Source organism: Pseudarthrobacter phenanthrenivorans, assembly GCF_000813845.1.
In the GTDB taxonomy this organism is placed as follows: Bacteria; Actinomycetota; Actinomycetes; order Actinomycetales; family Micrococcaceae; genus Arthrobacter; species Arthrobacter phenanthrenivorans_B.
Window position 1 is genome coordinate 14,251 of record NZ_JWTB01000014.1, and the last position, 14,568, is coordinate 28,818.

A 14,568-nucleotide genomic window follows, 5' to 3' on the forward strand; every position below is an offset into this window, starting at 1 on the left:
CACCTTCGCAGAGCGCCGCGCGCAGTGAACGCCGCAGCACGAAAGATCCAACGCATCTACCTGACACTGACGCTGGGAAACACCCTCGCGGCGTCGTTCATTTGGGGCATCAATACGCTGTTCCTGCTCGACGCCGGGCTGAACAACCTGGAGGCGTTCGCCGCCAATGCCTTCTTCACGGCAGGAATGGTGCTCTTCGAGGTCCCCACCGGCGTGGTGGCGGACAGCTGGGGACGCCGCGCGTCCTTCCTGCTGGGCACCGTGACCCTGGCCGGGTCCACGTACCTCTACTACGTGCTGTGGCAGTTGTCCGCGCCGTTCTGGTGGTGGGCAGCCGTGTCCGCGCTGCTGGGCCTGGGCTTCACGTTCTTCTCCGGGGCGGTGGAAGCCTGGTTGGTGGACGCGCTGCACTTTTCCGGCTACGACGGCGGCCTGGAAGCGGTGTTGGGCCGCGGCCAGATGGTGTCCGGCATCGCCATGCTGGCCGGTTCGGTGGCCGGCGGGGTGATCGCGCAGGCCACCAACCTGGGCGTGCCGTTCCTGCTGCGCGTCGCAGTCCTGGTGGCCATGTTCGCCGTCGCCTTCCTGCTCATGCACGACGTCGGCTTCACGCCGGAGCGTTCGGCCCACCCGCTGCAGGCCACCCGTGCCGTTCTTCGGGCGTCGGTGGAGGGAGGCCTGGGCAATCCGCCGGTGCGGTACATGATGCTGGCCGCCCCGTTCACCGAGGGCGTTGCCTTCTACGTCTTCTATGCCCTGCAGCCCTACCTGCTGCAGCTCTTCGGCGATCCCAGGGCGTACTCCATCGCGGGCCTGGCAGCAGCCATCGTGGCAGGCGCGGACATCCTGGGCGGATTTCTGGCTCCGCTGGTCCGGAAGCTGGTCCGCCGCCGCACCACCGTGCTGATCATTTCCACCATCACCAGCGCAGTAGTCCTGGTGGTGCTCCTGGCCACCAGTATTTTTTGGCTGGCCCTGGTGCTCCTGGCGCTGTGGGCCGTGGTTGCCTCGGCCGGCACACCGGTGCGCCAGGCCTACCTCAATGACATGATCGCCTCGAAGCAGCGTGCCACGGTGCTGAGCTTCGCCTCGCTTATGGGATCGAGCGGGGGAGTGGTGGTGCAGCCCGTGCTGGGCCGGGCCGCGGACATCTACGGCTATCCCGCCTCGCTGGCCATGGGTGGTGCCATCCAGCTGCTTGCCGCGCCTTTCATCCTGCTGAGCCGGCGGCGGCGGGCCCCCGCCGACGTGGCCAGCGGTGCGGCCGCGCCGTGAACACCCTCGGTGAACGGCGGGGCCACAACGCGAAGGCTCCCGGGGCCCGGGACGTTTTGTCCAGGGCTCCGGGAGCCATCAGGGTGTGCGGCGCGGTGCGGCGTCCTTGCGGGGGCCTACTTGATGCCGGCCTCGACCGTTTCGGTGGGCGCCGGGGCAGGTTTCTCCTCGGCCGGCGGTGGTGAGGTCTTCAGCTTGAAGCGCTTCCCCAGCTCGCCGCCGCCACCGCTGCGGTTCTTGTTGAAGATGTCGAAACCGACGGCGACGAGCAGCACCAGGCCCTTGATGAGCTGCTGGTAGTCCGTGCCCAGGCCCAGGATGGACATGCCGTTGTTGAGCACGCCCATGATGAGGCCACCGATCATCGCCCCGGCCACCGTTCCGATGCCGCCGGTGACGGCGGCGCCGCCGATGAAGGCTGCGGCGATCGAATCCAGCTCGAAGCCCGTTCCACCGGCCGGCTGTGCCGAGTTGAGCCGGGCAGTGAAGACAAGGCCAGCCAGCGCGGAAAGAACGCCCATGTTCACGAAGAGCCGGAAGGTGACGGCCTTGGTCTTGATTCCGGAGAGCTCGGCGGCGTGGAGGTTGCCGCCGATGGCGTAGGTGTGCCGGCCGAAGACGCTGTTGTTCATCAGGGCGGTGTAGGCGATGACCAGGGCGGCAAGGACCACCAGGACGATTGGCGTGCCCCGGTAGGACGCCAGGAGGAACGTGATGATCAGCATGAGCAGCGCGGTGAATGCGGTCTTGATGACGAACCAGACCAGGGGCTCGCTTTCGAGGTCGAACTTCCGGCGGATGCGCCGTTCCTTGAGGGCCTGGATGAGCAGGGCCGCCGTGGCGCCGACGCCCAGGATGACGGTGAGCCATTCCAGGACGGATGTGCCGCCGGAAATATCCGGAAGGAAGCCGCCGCCCAGGGCCCGCAGCTCGGCCGGGAAGGGGGTGATCTGCTGGTTCTTCAGCGTGATGAGCGTCAGGCCGCGGAAAATCAGCATGCCCGCCAGCGTGACGATGAAGGCCGGGATGCCCACGTACGCGATCCAGTAGCCCTGCCAGGCGCCGACGAGGGCGCCGACCAGCAGGCAGGCGGGGATGGCGGCCCACCAGGGCCAGCCCCAGTGCACGATCATGACGCCGGCCACGGCGCCGATGAACCCCGCCACCGAGCCGACGGAAAGATCAATGTGGCCGGCGATGATCACCATGACCATTCCGATGGCGAGGATGAGGATGTAGCTGTTCTGGACCACCAGGTTGGTGACGTTCTGCGGTTCCAGCAGGATTCCGCCGGTCAGTCCCTGGAACAACAGGACGATCAGGATCAGGGCTACGAAGATGCCAACCTGGCGGAGGCGGCTGGTGAGGAATCCGAGCGATTCTCGTAAGGCGGACATTTCGCTATTCCTTCTCTTTGGTCATGTAGTGCATCAGGGTTTCCTGGGTGGCCTCGGCGATGGGCACTTCGCCGGTGATGTGGCCCGCGGCGAGGGTGTAGATGCGGTCGCAAATTCCCAGGAGTTCGGGAAGCTCCGAGGAAATGACGATCACGGCTTTTCCTTCCGCCGCGAGTTTGGCGATGATCGTGTAGATCTCGTATTTGGCGCCGACATCGATCCCGCGGGTGGGTTCGTCGAGGATGAGCACGTCAGGATCCGAAAACATCCATTTACTCAGCACCACTTTTTGCTGGTTGCCGCCGGAGAGCTTTCCGGTAATGGCGGCAACCGAGGGCGCCTTGATGTTCATGCTCTTCCGGTAGCCGTTGGCCACCACGGTTTCCTGGTTCTTGTCCACAAAGCCGCGTTTGGCGAGCTTGCGCAGTGCCGCCAGGGAGATGTTGCGCTTGATGTCCTCGATGAGGTTCAGGCCATAGTGCTTGCGGTCCTCCGTGGCGTACGCGATGCCGTGCCGGATCGCGTCCGAGACGGTGGCAGTGTTGATTTCCTCGCCGTACTTGTAGACCTTGCCTGAGGTGGCGGTGCCATAGGTGCGGCCGAAAACGCTCATGGCAAGTTCCGTGCGCCCGGCGCCCATCAGCCCGGCCAGGCCCACCACTTCGCCTTTCCTGACATGCAGGTTGGCGTTCCGGACCACCATGCGGGTGTGGTCCTGGGGGTGGCGCACCGACCAGTCCTCGATCCGGAGGACTTCTTCGCCGATGTTCGGCTCGCGGTCCGGGTAAAGGCTCTCAAGGTCCCTGCCAACCATTCCGCGGATAATCCGTTCCTGGGTTATCTGGCCTTCGTCCAGGCGCAGGGTCTCGATGGTCCTGCCGTCCCGGATGATGGTGACGGCGTCGGCCACCTTGCGGATTTCGTTGAGCTTGTGGCTAATGATGATACTGGTGACGCCCTGGCCCTTGAGGTGGAGGATCAGGTCCAGCAGGTGGCCGGAATCCTCATCGTTGAGGGCGGCCGTGGGCTCGTCCAGGATCAGCAGCTTCACTTCCTTGGAGAGCGCCTTGGCAATTTCCACCAGCTGCTGCTTGCCCACGCTGATGTGCTGCACAGGCGTGACCGGGTTTTCGTCCAGGCCCACGCGGGCCAACAGCTTTGCTGCCTCGAGGTTGGTCTTCCGCCAGTCCACCCATCCATTGGTGGCCTGTTCATTGCCGAGGTAGATGTTTTCGGCGATCGACAGGTACGGGCTCAGGGCCAGCTCTTGGTGGATGATCACGATTCCGCGCTTTTCGCTGTCCGAAATGCTGGAGAAGTTGCAGGGTTCGTTTTCGAAGAGGATGTCCCCCTCGAAGGTGTTGTGTGGATAGACGCCGGACAACACCTTCATGAGGGTTGATTTGCCGGCTCCGTTCTCTCCGCAGATGGCGTGGACTTCTCCACGGTTCACATCCAGGGTGACGTCCTGCAGCGCCTTAACGCCGGGAAACGTCTTGGTGATTCCTCGCATCTGAAGAATGGGTGTGTTCATCGTCAATTCCCACTGACTGGTCGAAGCTTGGCCTGGCTGCTGCTGCAGGAGGCTGCGGGAGGGGCTGTGGCCGGACGGAGGGTCCGGCCACAGCCCCGGACGCCGGCTACTTGACGTCGGCGTCGCTGTAGTAACCCGAGTCGATCAGTTCCTTCTTGTAGTTGTCCTTGGTGATGATCACGGACGTCAACAGGAAGGCCGGAACGACCTTGACCTTGTTGTTGTAGGTCTTGGTGTCGCTGGTTTCCGGTTCCTGGCCCTTGAGGACAGCGTCAACCATCTTGACGGCCTGGGCGCCGAGCTGGCGGGTGTCCTTGAAGATGGTGGAGTACTGCTCGCCGGCGATGATGGACTTGACGGAGCCCTTCTCGGCGTCCTGGCCGGTGACTACGGGCAGGCTTCCCTTGGCGTAGCCGCCGGTGCTGGTCAGGGCCGAGATAATGCCGATCGAGAGGCCGTCATAAGGGGAGAGCACGCCATTCAGCTTGGTGCCGGAGCTGTAGGCGGAGGTGATGATGTCCTCCATGCGCTTCTGCGCCACGGGTGCCTGCCAGCGCAGGATGGCCGCCTGCTCAAACTTGGTCTGGCCGCTGGGGACCTTCAGGGTGCCGGCATCCATGTACGGCTTCAGGGTGTCCATGGCGCCGGTCCAGAAGAAATTGGCGTTGTTGTCGTCGGGGCTGCCGGCGAAGAGTTCGATGTTGAAGGGGCCCTTGCCCTCCACTTTCTTGCCGCTGGCATCGAGGAGGCCCAGGCCGGTCAGCAGGGACGTGGCCTGCTGGACGCCCACGGTGTAGTTGTCGAAGGTGGTGTAGTAGTCCACGTTCGGGGTGCCGTTGATGAGGCGGTCGTAGGCGATGACCTTGACGTTCTGCTCCTTGGCCTTGGCCAGGACGTCGGTCAGGGTGGTGCCGTCGATGGCGGCGATGATCAGGGCCTTGGCGCCCTTGGTCAGCATGTTCTCGATCTGCGACACCTGCGTGGGGATGTCGTCGTTGGCGAACTGGAGGTCAGTCTTGTAGCCGAGGTCCTTCAGTGACTTTTCCACGTTGGCGCCGTCGGCAATCCAGCGCTCGGATGTCTGGGTGGGCATTGAGATGCCGACCAATGAATCGCTCGGCTTTGCCGTACCGCTGGACTCACTTGCACCGCCGCGGGCGCCGCAACCGGTGGCGCCCACCGTCAGGGCGAGGACAAGGGCCACCGCGCCCATGAGTTTTTTGATTCTCACCATTATCTCCTTCCGCGGCAGCACTGCCGCGAAGTGTTGTTGGACCCGAAAGCAGCGATGCTCGTGGTCCTGGCCACATGGTTGATGTGTCGGTTCAATATAGACTGATTTGTGAACGCTAACAAGAGCCGCCTCCCGGAACCTTCCAAAATGCCGGGCCTTCATTGACTTCTTCTTTGTTAGCGTTCACACTTACTGCAGCACCCAGCTTGACCCCGACCCCTACAAACCCGGTAATGAGGCCGTTGCCTCCCGGGACGGAGGCAACCACATGCCAGACACGTTGTTTACTTCCAGCTCCGAGCCCCGCCACGACCATTGCGTCATCGGGGTGGACTATGGAACCCTTTCGGGCCGTGCCGTGGTGGTGCGGGTCCGTGACGGCAAGGAGCTCGGCAGCGCCGTCCATGAGTATCCGCACGCGGTGGTGACCGATGTCCTGCCCAAAGACACCGCGGGCGACGACGGCGCGCGGCTTCCGGGGGAGTGGGCGCTGCAGGTGCCCAATGACTACCGGGAGGTCCTGCGCACCGCGGTGCCCGCCGCGGTGGCCAATGCGGGGATCGACCCGGCCGCCGTCGTCGGAATTGCCACCGACTTCACCGCCTGCACCATGGTGCCCGTGAAAGCTGACGGTACGCCGCTGAATGAAGTGGCCGGATTCGGGAACCGGCCGCATGCCTATGTAAAGCTGTGGCGCCACCATGCCGCCCAGGGTCAGGCCGACCGGATCAACCGGCTCGCCGCCGAACGGGGCGAGGACTGGCTTCCGCGCTACGGCGGCCTGATCTCGTCGGAGTGGGAGTTCGCCAAGGGGCTGCAGCTGCTGGAAGAAGACCCGGAGGCCTATGCCGCCATGGACCGCTGGGTGGAGGCGGCGGACTGGATCGTCTGGCAACTCTGCGGCACCTATGTCCGTAATGCCTGCACTGCCGGCTACAAGGGCATCTACCAGGACGGCCGGTATCCGTCGGAGGATTTCCTTGCCGCCCTGAATCCGGACTTCAAGGACTTTGTCAGCTCCAAGCTGGAGCACACCATCGGCCGGCTGGGCGATGCCGCCGGAACCCTCACGGCGGAGGCCGCGGCCTGGACCGGGTTGCCTGAGGGCATCGCCGTGGCGGTGGGCAACGTTGATGCGCATGTGACGGCCCCCGCGGCGAAGGCTGTGGACGCGGGGCAGCTGGTGGCCATCATGGGCACCTCCACCTGCCATGTCATGAACGGCGCTGAACTGCGCGAGGTTCCCGGGATGTGCGGGGCCGTGGACGGCGGCATCGTGCCGGGAATGTGGGGCTACGAGGCCGGGCAGTCAGGGGTGGGGGATATCTTCGGCTGGTTCACCACGTACGGCGTCCCGCCCGAATACCACCAGGCGGCAAGAGACGCGGGGGTGGGGATCCACGAATACCTCACCGAACTGGCATCACGGCAGGCAATCGGGGAACACGGCCTCATCGCGCTGGACTGGCACTCGGGGAACCGATCAGTGCTGGTGGACCATGAGCTGTCCGGCATCGTGGTGGGCCAGACCCTGGCCACAAGGCCCGAGGACACCTACCGTGCCCTGCTGGAGGCCACGGCCTTCGGGACCCGCACCATCGTGGATGCCTTCCGCGACGCCGGCGTTCCGGTCAAGGAGTTCATCGTGGCCGGCGGCCTGCTCAAGAACAAGCTCCTGATGCAGATCTACGCCGATGCCACGGGGCTGCAGCTCTCCACCATCGGCTCGGAGCAGGGCCCGGCGCTGGGATCGGCGATCCACGCCGCCGTCGCCGCCGGTGAATACGCGGACATCCGGGAAGCGGCCGCCGCCATGGGTGCCGAACCCGGCGAGGTGTACACGCCGATCCCGGAAAACGTGGCCGCCTACGAGGAACTGTTCCAGGAGTACGAGGCGCTGCACGATTACTTCGGCCGCGGCGGCAATGACGTGATGCACCGGCTCAAGGCCATCCAGCGAAGGGCGGCCGGCTCCCTGCTGGGTTCCGGCGCTGCTGCCGTTGAGGTGTCCGCATGAGCGCCGGAACCGGAGCCGAAACCGTCATCCTGGAAACCATCGGAAGGATCCGCGCGGAAGTGTGTGCGCTGCACGCCGAGCTGACCCGGTACGAACTGGTGGTGTGGACGGCAGGGAACGTCTCTGCCCGGGTGCCGGGCACCGACCTCATGGTCATCAAGCCCTCCGGCGTCTCCTACCAGGAACTGACGCCGGAGCAGATGATCGTGACCGACCTGCACGGCACCCCCGTCAGGGGGACCAACCTTGGTGGAGGCGGCACCGTGGACTGGGGCAATCCGCCGCTGTCGCCGTCCTCGGACACGGCGGCGCACGCCTATGTGTACCGGCACATGCCCGAGGTGGGCGGGGTGGTGCACACGCACTCCACCTACGCCACGGCCTGGGCCGCCCGGGGAGAAGCCATCCCATGCGTGTTGACCATGATGGGCGATGAGTTCGGCGGGGAGATTCCGGTGGGGCCGTTTGCGCTGATCGGGGACGACTCGATTGGCCACGGCATCGTGGAGACGCTGAAGAACTCGAATTCGCCGGCGGTCCTGATGCAGAACCACGGCCCCTTCACCATCGGCAAGGACGCCCGCTCCGCGGTGAAGGCTGCGGTGATGTGCGAGGAAGTGGCCCGCACCGTCCACATTTCCCGGCAGCTGGGCGAACCCCTGCCCATCGACCCGAGCCACATTGATTCGCTCTACTCCCGCTACCAGAACGTCTACGGCCAGTAACTCAACGCCGTCCCCTTATAACTTTTCAGGAGAACCCATGAGTACCGCAGCAAACACCTCCCTCGACGGCTACGAGGTCTGGTTCCTCACCGGCAGCCAGCACCTTTACGGCGAGGAAGTCCTGAAGCAGGTGGCCGCGCAGTCACAGGAGATCGCGAACCAGCTGAACGCCTCCTCCGCCGTGCCCGTGCGGATTGTGTGGAAGCCGGTCCTGACCGACTCGGACGCCATCCGCCGCACCGCGCTGGAGGCGAACTCGGATGACTCGGTCATCGGCGTCACCGCCTGGATGCACACCTTCAGCCCGGCCAAGATGTGGATCTCCGGCCTGGACCTGCTGCGCAAGCCGCTGCTGCACCTGCACACCCAGGCCAACCGCGACCTGCCGTGGGCGGACATCGACTTCGACTTCATGAACCTGAACCAGGCCGCGCACGGCGACCGCGAGTTCGGGTACATCCAGTCCCGGTTGGGCATCGCCCGGAAGACCGTCGTCGGGCACGTCTCCAACCCCGGGGTGGCACGCCAGGTCGGGTCCTGGCAGCGCGCCGCCGCCGGGTGGGCCGCCGTCCGGAGCCTGAAGCTGACCCGTTTCGGGGACAACATGCGCAACGTCGCCGTCACCGAGGGCGACAAGACCGAAGCTGAGCTGCGCTTCGGCGTCGCGGTGAACACCTGGTCCGTCAACGAGCTCGCCGACGCCGTGCACGGCGCCGCGGAGTCCGACGTCGACACCCTGGTGGCCGAGTACCAGGACCTGTACGACGTGGTGCCGGAGCTCCGCGCGGGCGCGGCGCGGCACGATTCGCTGCGGTACGGCGCCCGGATCGAACTGGGCCTGCGGAGCTTCCTGGAGGCCAACGGCTCGGCGGCGTTCACGACGTCCTTCGAGGACCTGGGCGCGCTCCGGCAGCTTCCGGGCCTGGCCGTGCAGCGGCTCATGGCCGCCGGGTACGGCTTCGGCGCCGAGGGCGACTGGAAGACCGCCATCCTGGTCCGCGCCGCGAAGGTGATGGGCGCGGGCCTGCCCGGCGGCGCCTCCCTGATGGAGGACTACACCTACCACCTGGCACCCGGCGCCGAGAAGATCCTCGGCGCGCACATGCTCGAAGTCTGCCCGTCCCTCACGGCGGCGAAGCCCCGGCTGGAAATCCACCCGCTGGGCATCGGAGGCAAGGAAGATCCGGTCCGGCTGGTGTTCGACGCCGATGCCTCCCCGGGCGTCGTCGTCGCCCTGTCCGACATGCGCGACCGTTTCCGCCTGGTGGCCAACGCCGTCGACGTCGTCCCCCTGGACCAGCCGCTGCCCAACCTGCCCGTGGCCCGCGCCCTGTGGGAACCGAAGCCGGACTTCGCCACCTCCGCCGCCGCCTGGCTCACCGCCGGCGCCGCCCACCACACCGTGCTCTCCACCCAGGTGGGCATGGACGTCTTCGAGGACTTCGCCGAGATCGCCAAAACCGAACTCCTCACCATCGACGAAGACACCACCATCCGCCAGTTCAAAAAAGACCTGAACTGGAACGCCGCCTACTACAAACTCGCCGGCGGCATCTGACCCATGCCACCGCTGAGGACGGGACGCCCGCGGCTGCCAACGGCAAGAACCCTGTGACCCGCGGCGGGCGGCGGCTGCCGAGGCTTCAGGACGTGGCAGGGCTGGCCGGGGTCTCGCACCAGACCGTGTCCCGCGTGGTCAACCGGCACCCCAGCGTGAGCACGGCGACCAGGGAAAGGGTGGAAGCGGCGATCGTGGAGCTGGGGTACCGCCGCAACACCGCCGCCAGGAGCCTGGTCACCCGGCGCTCTCAGACCATCGGAGTCCTGGGCAGCGAGCTCTCGCACTACGGCCCCGCCAATACGCTGCTGGGGGTGGAACGCGCTGCCCGGGACGCAGGCTACTTCGTGAGTGTCGCCGCGCTGCGGGAAGTCCGGCGGGACGCCATCCTGGACGCCGTGGGTCATTTCCTGGACCAGTCGGTGGACGGGATCGTGGTGATCGTGCCGCACCTTGCCACGCTGGCCGCGCTCGCGGAACTTCCCATCGGGGTTCCGGTGGTGGCTGTTGGTCCCGAGGGAACCCACACAGTGGGTGGTGTCAGGGTGGACCAGCGGCGCGGCGCCGAACTGGCCATACGGCACCTCATTGGGCAGGGGCATGTCCGGATTGGGCACGTGGCGGGGCCCCAGGACTGGATTGACGCCGTGGCCCGTGCCGACGGCTGGCGGTCCACCCTGGAGGCCGCTGGACTTGCGGCCGACCTTGTCACCGAGGGCGACTGGAGCGCCGGCAGCGGCTACACGATCGGACGGCGTCTTGCTGCTGCGCGCAGCGCGACCGCAGTTTTCGTTGCCAACGACCAAATGGCGCTGGGTGTCCTGTGTGCCTTGAACGAGGCCGGCATCAGGGTGCCCCAGGACGTGTCGGTGGTGGGCTTCGATGACCAGCCGGAAGCCGGCTACTTCAGCCCGCCGCTGACGGTGGTGCGCCAGGACTTTGAAGAACTGGGCCGGCAGTGCGTCCAGATGATGCTCGCGGCGCTGGATGGCCTGGAGGGGCCGCGGACGCTGGTGGTGGAACCCGAACTCGTCCTGCGGAGCAGCACGGCACCGCCGGCCGGCTGAGGCAACGCAGGAGAGTTAATCCGGGGGAGACGGCCACGAAACGTGCCCACAACATTGCCTGCGTACGTTTCAGGCATGACGGCAAACCTGCTCACCCGGCTGCGCGGCTGGGCCCTGGATATCTTCACCTACGAATCGGAGTCCCAGGCTGCCGGCGCCATGGCCGACGCCACCCGGTGGGGTTGGCTGCCGGCCCTGAGTGGCGTGTCCGTCGGGGCCGGCCATGCCCGCTCCGAGCATGCCCGGACAGGGCCTGCACCAGGTGATATGTCTCCTTGACCACACTATTGCGCCGGTAGCGGGATCATGCCCTAAACTGCTGCACTGAGGTGCCTGAAATGGCGCTGCGCAGCAACGAAAGTGAACACGCTATGGCTACCGATTACGATGCTCCACGCAAGCAGGAAGAAGAGTCGCCTGCTGACTCTCTCGAGGCCCTCCAGGCGTCCCGGAGCGGCAACGCGCAGACCGCAGTTATCGATGTCGACGAGAACGACACCGCTGAAGGTATCGACCTCCCCGGGGCCGACCTGTCCAACGAGGAACTGACCGTCATTGTGGTTCCCGAGCAGTCCGACGAGTTCACCTGCTCGTCGTGCTTCCTGGTCCGCCACCGCTCCCAGGTTGCCCGCGAAAAGGACGGCCTGAAGTACTGCCGCGACTGCGAGGGCTAAGCTCCTTCCTGGATTTTCCCTGCGCCGGCCACCTCCTGGAGGTGGCCGGCGCTGTCGTGTCTCCCGCCGCCGTCGTTACCAAAATGCCCCTCGTTTCCCGGTTCGGGGACTCCTACGCTGGAAGCATCCAATGGCTTCTATTCGTGGATGGCACGGCAATGAAGAAGTTCTCCGTCTGGCTTGCGGCAATCCTTTTAGCCGCAGGCCTGGGTTTTGTGGCGGCGGGGCCCGCGTCCGCGGCCACGCCGTACTGCGGGCTCACCTGGGGTTCGCTGATGAAGGCGGACGGCGCCATGACCGGCGCGCCCGTAACCAACGTCCGGACCGGGCAGCATTACTGCTTCGACCGGCTGGTGGTCGACCTGGGCGGCATGCCCGCACCCGGCTACAGCGTCCGCTACGTAGGACAGGTGATCCAGGACGGCTCCGGGGCAGTGGTGCCTGTGCGGGGCGGCGCCCGGCTCCAGGTCGTCGTCAAGGCCCCTGCCTATGACAACAACGGCCAGCCCACCTACACCCCTGCCGACAAGGCCGGGCTCGCCAATGTTTCGGGTTACCAGACCTTCCGGCAGGTGGCGTGGGCCGGAAGCTTCGAGGGCCAGACAACTATCGGCCTGGGCGTGCGTGCCCGGTTGCCGTTCCGGGTGTTCACCCTTGACGGACCCGGGGCGGGCTCCCGCCTGGTGGTCGACGTCGCACACTACTGGTGAAAGCACAAAGGTGCCGTGCCCCTGACGGGGGCACGGCACCTTTGTTTCGCAGCTGCGTTACTCGGGAACCACCAGGGCGGGGGTGTCCCGCTTGAGGGTGTCGCCCTGGAAAAATCCGGGATGGGTGCGTGACATGACCAGCATGACGACGGCGCCCAGAGCCAGGATGCCGATGCCCAGGATGAACACCAGTCCCACGCCGAACACCTCGGAACCGCTGCCGAACTCGGGTGCCAGGCTGTCGATGGCGGTCTGGACGAACACCACGAAGAGTCCCACGCCGCCCACCACCGGGCACACCAGCCGGAGCAGGAAGTGCCGCACGCTGTTGAACAGGCTGTGGCGGAAGTACCAGGTGCAGGCCAGGGCGGTGAGCCCGTAGTAGAAGCAGATCATCAGGCCCAGGGCCAGGATGGTGTCATTCAGGACGTTTTCGCTGACCACGTGCATCACGGCGTAGAACCCCGCGGACATGACGCCGGCGGCAATGGTGGCGAAGCCCGGCGTCGAGAACTTTTTGCTGATCCGGCTGAAGGGCTCCGGCAGGGCGCCGTAGTGGGCCATGGCCAGGAGGCTGCGGGACGGTGACATGAAGGTGGACTGCAGCGACGCGGCGGAGCTGGAGAGCACGGCGAGGGACATCAGGATGGCGAACGGGCCCATGATGGGTGAGGCCAGCGCCGTGAAGATGTTCTCGTGGTTTTCCGCGTTGTTCAGGCCGTTGCCGGTATCACCGACGCCGGCAAACATCATGGTGGCGATGCTGACCAGGAGGTAGATGGCCAGGACGATGACGGCGGTCAGGGTGCCGGCCACACCGGCGGTCTTCTTGCCGTTGGCGGTTTCCTCGTTGACCGTGAGGCAGACGTCCCAGCCCCAGTACACGAAGATGGACAGCGAGATGCCGGCCGCGATTTGCCCGAAGGTTTCGATCTTGGTGACGTCGAACCAGTCCCAGCTGAACGGGATGGCCGTCTCTGAGCTCGACCAGTTGGCGAAGGCCATGGCGACGAACAGGCCAAGCACCAGCAACTGAAAGCCCACCAGGCTGTACTGCACCAGCTTGGTGGTGTGCAGGCCGCGGTAGCTGACCCACACGGCCAGTGCCACGAAGACGAAGCAGGTCAGGACGTTCAGGGCTTTGTTGTCGGCCAGGTCCGCCAGTTCGGCGGAACCGGTGAGCTGGGACAGGAAGAGGTAGAAGAAGTCGACGGCGACGCCGGCCAGGTTGGACAGCACGATGATGTTGGCGGCCAGCAGGCCCCAGCCGCCCATCCAGCCGATCCAGGGTCCGAAGGCTTTGGTCACCCAGGTAAAGGTGGTGCCGCTGTCGGGGGAGTCGGCGTTGAGCTCCCGGTAGGCGAGCGAAACCAGGATCATCGGAATGAACCCGATCAGGAAGATGACGGGCAGCTGGAGGCCGGCTTCGTTGACGGTGGGTCCCAGTGCGCTGGTGAGGGTATAGGCGGGGGCAATGGTTGAAATGCCGAGGACGACGACGGCCAGGAGCCCGAGCTGCCCGCCCTTGAGTCCCTTGGCACTGACGCCGTCCGTGGACGGTGCGTGGGCGCGCGGACCGGGTTTGGCCGTACTGGTGCGGATTGTCTCTGTCATGGCACCACTTTCTGGAAGGCTGTGAGACGGAGGTCACTATATGAATGGCGTTCATTTAGTATGGGGGTGCCGCGCTGCGGATGCAAGATGAAATATGAATCACATTCGTTTATGACTCATCTTCAGAATTAGTAAGCTCACTGAGAAATTCGCGGATACCCTGCCGCCACCCCATCCGTGGCTGGTAGCGTCTGCCTTATTGGACCACCAGAGGAGGATGCATGAAAGCTTCACCGACACTGACCAACAACCTGCAGGCCGTACTTGCCGACCTCATTGAGCTCCACGTGCAGGGTAAGCAGGCGCACTGGAACATCGTGGGCACCAACTTCCGCGACCTCCACCTGCAGCTTGATGAGATCGTCGACGCCGCCCGCCAGTTCGCGGATGACACCGCCGAACGCATGCGGGCCCTGCACGCCCTTCCCGATGGCCGCAGCTCCACCGTGGCCGAAACCACCAGCCTGGCCCAGTTTCCCGACGGACTGATCAGCACTACGGATGCCATCGAGCGGATCGTCGCCGCCATGGAGGCCGCCGTGGGCACCATGCGCAAGGTCCATGACGAAGTGGATGAAGAAGACCCCACTTCGGCTGACCTGCTGCACGAGTTCATCGCCCGGCTGGAGCAGTTCGCCTGGATGGTGCAGGCGGAAAACATGAAGCCGACCGCCAAGGTCACCGCTGCCGACTCCAAGTAGGCGGCCACCGCCATCGGCGTGGCGCCCTTTGCAGGTCAATCCCCTGCAAAGGGCGCTTTTTT

General features: G+C 65.5%; 13 protein-coding genes. 9 read left to right on the forward strand and 4 right to left on the reverse strand.

All coding sequences use genetic code 11. The features are described 5' to 3' along the window. Positions 1 to 24: 24 nt before the first annotated feature. Positions 25 to 1,275, forward strand: coding sequence for an MFS transporter (locus RM50_RS07445; RefSeq protein ID WP_043451369.1), 1,251 nt, complete (start codon positions 25 to 27; stop codon positions 1,273 to 1,275). Between the two features lie 116 nt (positions 1,276 to 1,391). Here RM50_RS07445 and mmsB read toward each other — a convergent pair whose 3' ends face one another. The 3 genes from mmsB to chvE form a co-directional block, all read right to left on the reverse strand. After that, positions 1,392 to 2,672, reverse strand: a complete 1,281-nt coding sequence (gene mmsB, locus RM50_RS07450) for a multiple monosaccharide ABC transporter permease (RefSeq protein WP_043451371.1) — start codon at positions 2,670 to 2,672, stop codon at positions 1,392 to 1,394. Positions 2,673 to 2,676: 4 nt separating this feature from the next. Then, the gene (gene mmsA, locus RM50_RS07455; protein WP_043451372.1) at positions 2,677 to 4,206 is read right to left on the reverse strand and encodes a multiple monosaccharide ABC transporter ATP-binding protein; all 1,530 of its coding nucleotides are present in this window, start codon (positions 4,204 to 4,206) and stop codon (positions 2,677 to 2,679) included. Positions 4,207 to 4,312: 106 nt separating this feature from the next. Further along, positions 4,313 to 5,440, reverse strand: coding sequence for a multiple monosaccharide ABC transporter substrate-binding protein (chvE, locus tag RM50_RS07460; protein WP_205622240.1), 1,128 nt, complete (start codon positions 5,438 to 5,440; stop codon positions 4,313 to 4,315). Positions 5,441 to 5,708: 268 nt separating this feature from the next. On the opposite strand from chvE, the gene araB reads away from it, so the two are divergent. From araB to RM50_RS07495, 7 genes are all read left to right on the forward strand, one after another. Next, the gene (gene araB, locus RM50_RS07465) at positions 5,709 to 7,457 is read left to right on the forward strand and encodes a ribulokinase (RefSeq protein ID WP_156133854.1); all 1,749 of its coding nucleotides are present in this window, start codon (positions 5,709 to 5,711) and stop codon (positions 7,455 to 7,457) included. Then, positions 7,454 to 8,182: an L-ribulose-5-phosphate 4-epimerase gene (locus tag RM50_RS07470; RefSeq protein ID WP_043451376.1), complete on the forward strand. Its 729-nt coding sequence runs from the start codon at positions 7,454 to 7,456 to the stop codon at positions 8,180 to 8,182. The genes araB and RM50_RS07470 overlap by 4 nt, the downstream gene beginning before the upstream one ends. Positions 8,183 to 8,219: 37 nt before the next feature. Then, a complete protein-coding gene (gene araA / locus RM50_RS07475) occupies positions 8,220 to 9,740 on the forward strand; it encodes an L-arabinose isomerase (RefSeq protein ID WP_043451378.1) in 1,521 nt (506 codons plus the stop codon). 92 nt (positions 9,741 to 9,832) lie between these two features. Further along, positions 9,833 to 10,807: a LacI family DNA-binding transcriptional regulator gene (locus RM50_RS07480; protein WP_240471906.1), complete on the forward strand. Its 975-nt coding sequence runs from the start codon at positions 9,833 to 9,835 to the stop codon at positions 10,805 to 10,807. 75 nt (positions 10,808 to 10,882) lie between these two features. Next, positions 10,883 to 11,086 (forward strand): hypothetical protein, encoded by a 204-nt coding sequence (locus RM50_RS07485; RefSeq protein WP_043451381.1) that lies wholly within the window; start codon positions 10,883 to 10,885, stop codon positions 11,084 to 11,086. A gap of 92 nt (positions 11,087 to 11,178) precedes the next feature. Next, positions 11,179 to 11,481, forward strand: coding sequence for a DUF4193 domain-containing protein (locus RM50_RS07490; RefSeq protein WP_018762118.1), 303 nt, complete (start codon positions 11,179 to 11,181; stop codon positions 11,479 to 11,481). A gap of 158 nt (positions 11,482 to 11,639) precedes the next feature. Then, positions 11,640 to 12,191: an AMIN-like domain-containing (lipo)protein gene (locus RM50_RS07495; protein ID WP_043451709.1), complete on the forward strand. Its 552-nt coding sequence runs from the start codon at positions 11,640 to 11,642 to the stop codon at positions 12,189 to 12,191. 57 nt (positions 12,192 to 12,248) lie between these two features. Here RM50_RS07495 and RM50_RS07500 read toward each other — a convergent pair whose 3' ends face one another. Further along, the gene (locus RM50_RS07500; protein WP_043451384.1) at positions 12,249 to 13,805 is read right to left on the reverse strand and encodes an APC family permease; all 1,557 of its coding nucleotides are present in this window, start codon (positions 13,803 to 13,805) and stop codon (positions 12,249 to 12,251) included. Positions 13,806 to 14,026: 221 nt separating this feature from the next. On the opposite strand from RM50_RS07500, the gene RM50_RS07505 reads away from it, so the two are divergent. Continuing rightward, positions 14,027 to 14,506 carry a Dps family protein gene (locus RM50_RS07505; protein WP_043451386.1) on the forward strand — a complete coding sequence of 160 codons (480 nt, stop codon included), beginning with the start codon at positions 14,027 to 14,029 and terminating at the stop codon, positions 14,504 to 14,506. The last annotated feature ends 62 nt before the right edge of the window (positions 14,507 to 14,568 follow it).

Coding starts and splice junctions, on each gene's coding strand:
- mmsB (WP_043451371.1), bottom strand. CDS start 2,672: ATGTCCGCCTTACGAGAATCGCTCGGATTCCTCACCAGCCGCCTCCGC.
- mmsA (WP_043451372.1), bottom strand. CDS start 4,206: ATGAACACACCCATTCTTCAGATGCGAGGAATCACCAAGACGTTTCCC.
- araB (WP_156133854.1), top strand. CDS start 5,709: ATGCCAGACACGTTGTTTACTTCCAGCTCCGAGCCCCGCCACGACCAT.
- araA (WP_043451378.1), top strand. CDS start 8,220: ATGAGTACCGCAGCAAACACCTCCCTCGACGGCTACGAGGTCTGGTTC.
- RM50_RS07505 (WP_043451386.1), top strand. CDS start 14,027: ATGAAAGCTTCACCGACACTGACCAACAACCTGCAGGCCGTACTTGCC.
- chvE (WP_205622240.1), bottom strand. CDS start 5,440: ATGGTGAGAATCAAAAAACTCATGGGCGCGGTGGCCCTTGTCCTCGCC.
- RM50_RS07470 (WP_043451376.1), top strand. CDS start 7,454: ATGAGCGCCGGAACCGGAGCCGAAACCGTCATCCTGGAAACCATCGGA.
- RM50_RS07490 (WP_018762118.1), top strand. CDS start 11,179: ATGGCTACCGATTACGATGCTCCACGCAAGCAGGAAGAAGAGTCGCCT.
- RM50_RS07495 (WP_043451709.1), top strand. CDS start 11,640: ATGAAGAAGTTCTCCGTCTGGCTTGCGGCAATCCTTTTAGCCGCAGGC.
- RM50_RS07485 (WP_043451381.1), top strand. CDS start 10,883: ATGACGGCAAACCTGCTCACCCGGCTGCGCGGCTGGGCCCTGGATATC.
- RM50_RS07500 (WP_043451384.1), bottom strand. CDS start 13,805: ATGACAGAGACAATCCGCACCAGTACGGCCAAACCCGGTCCGCGCGCC.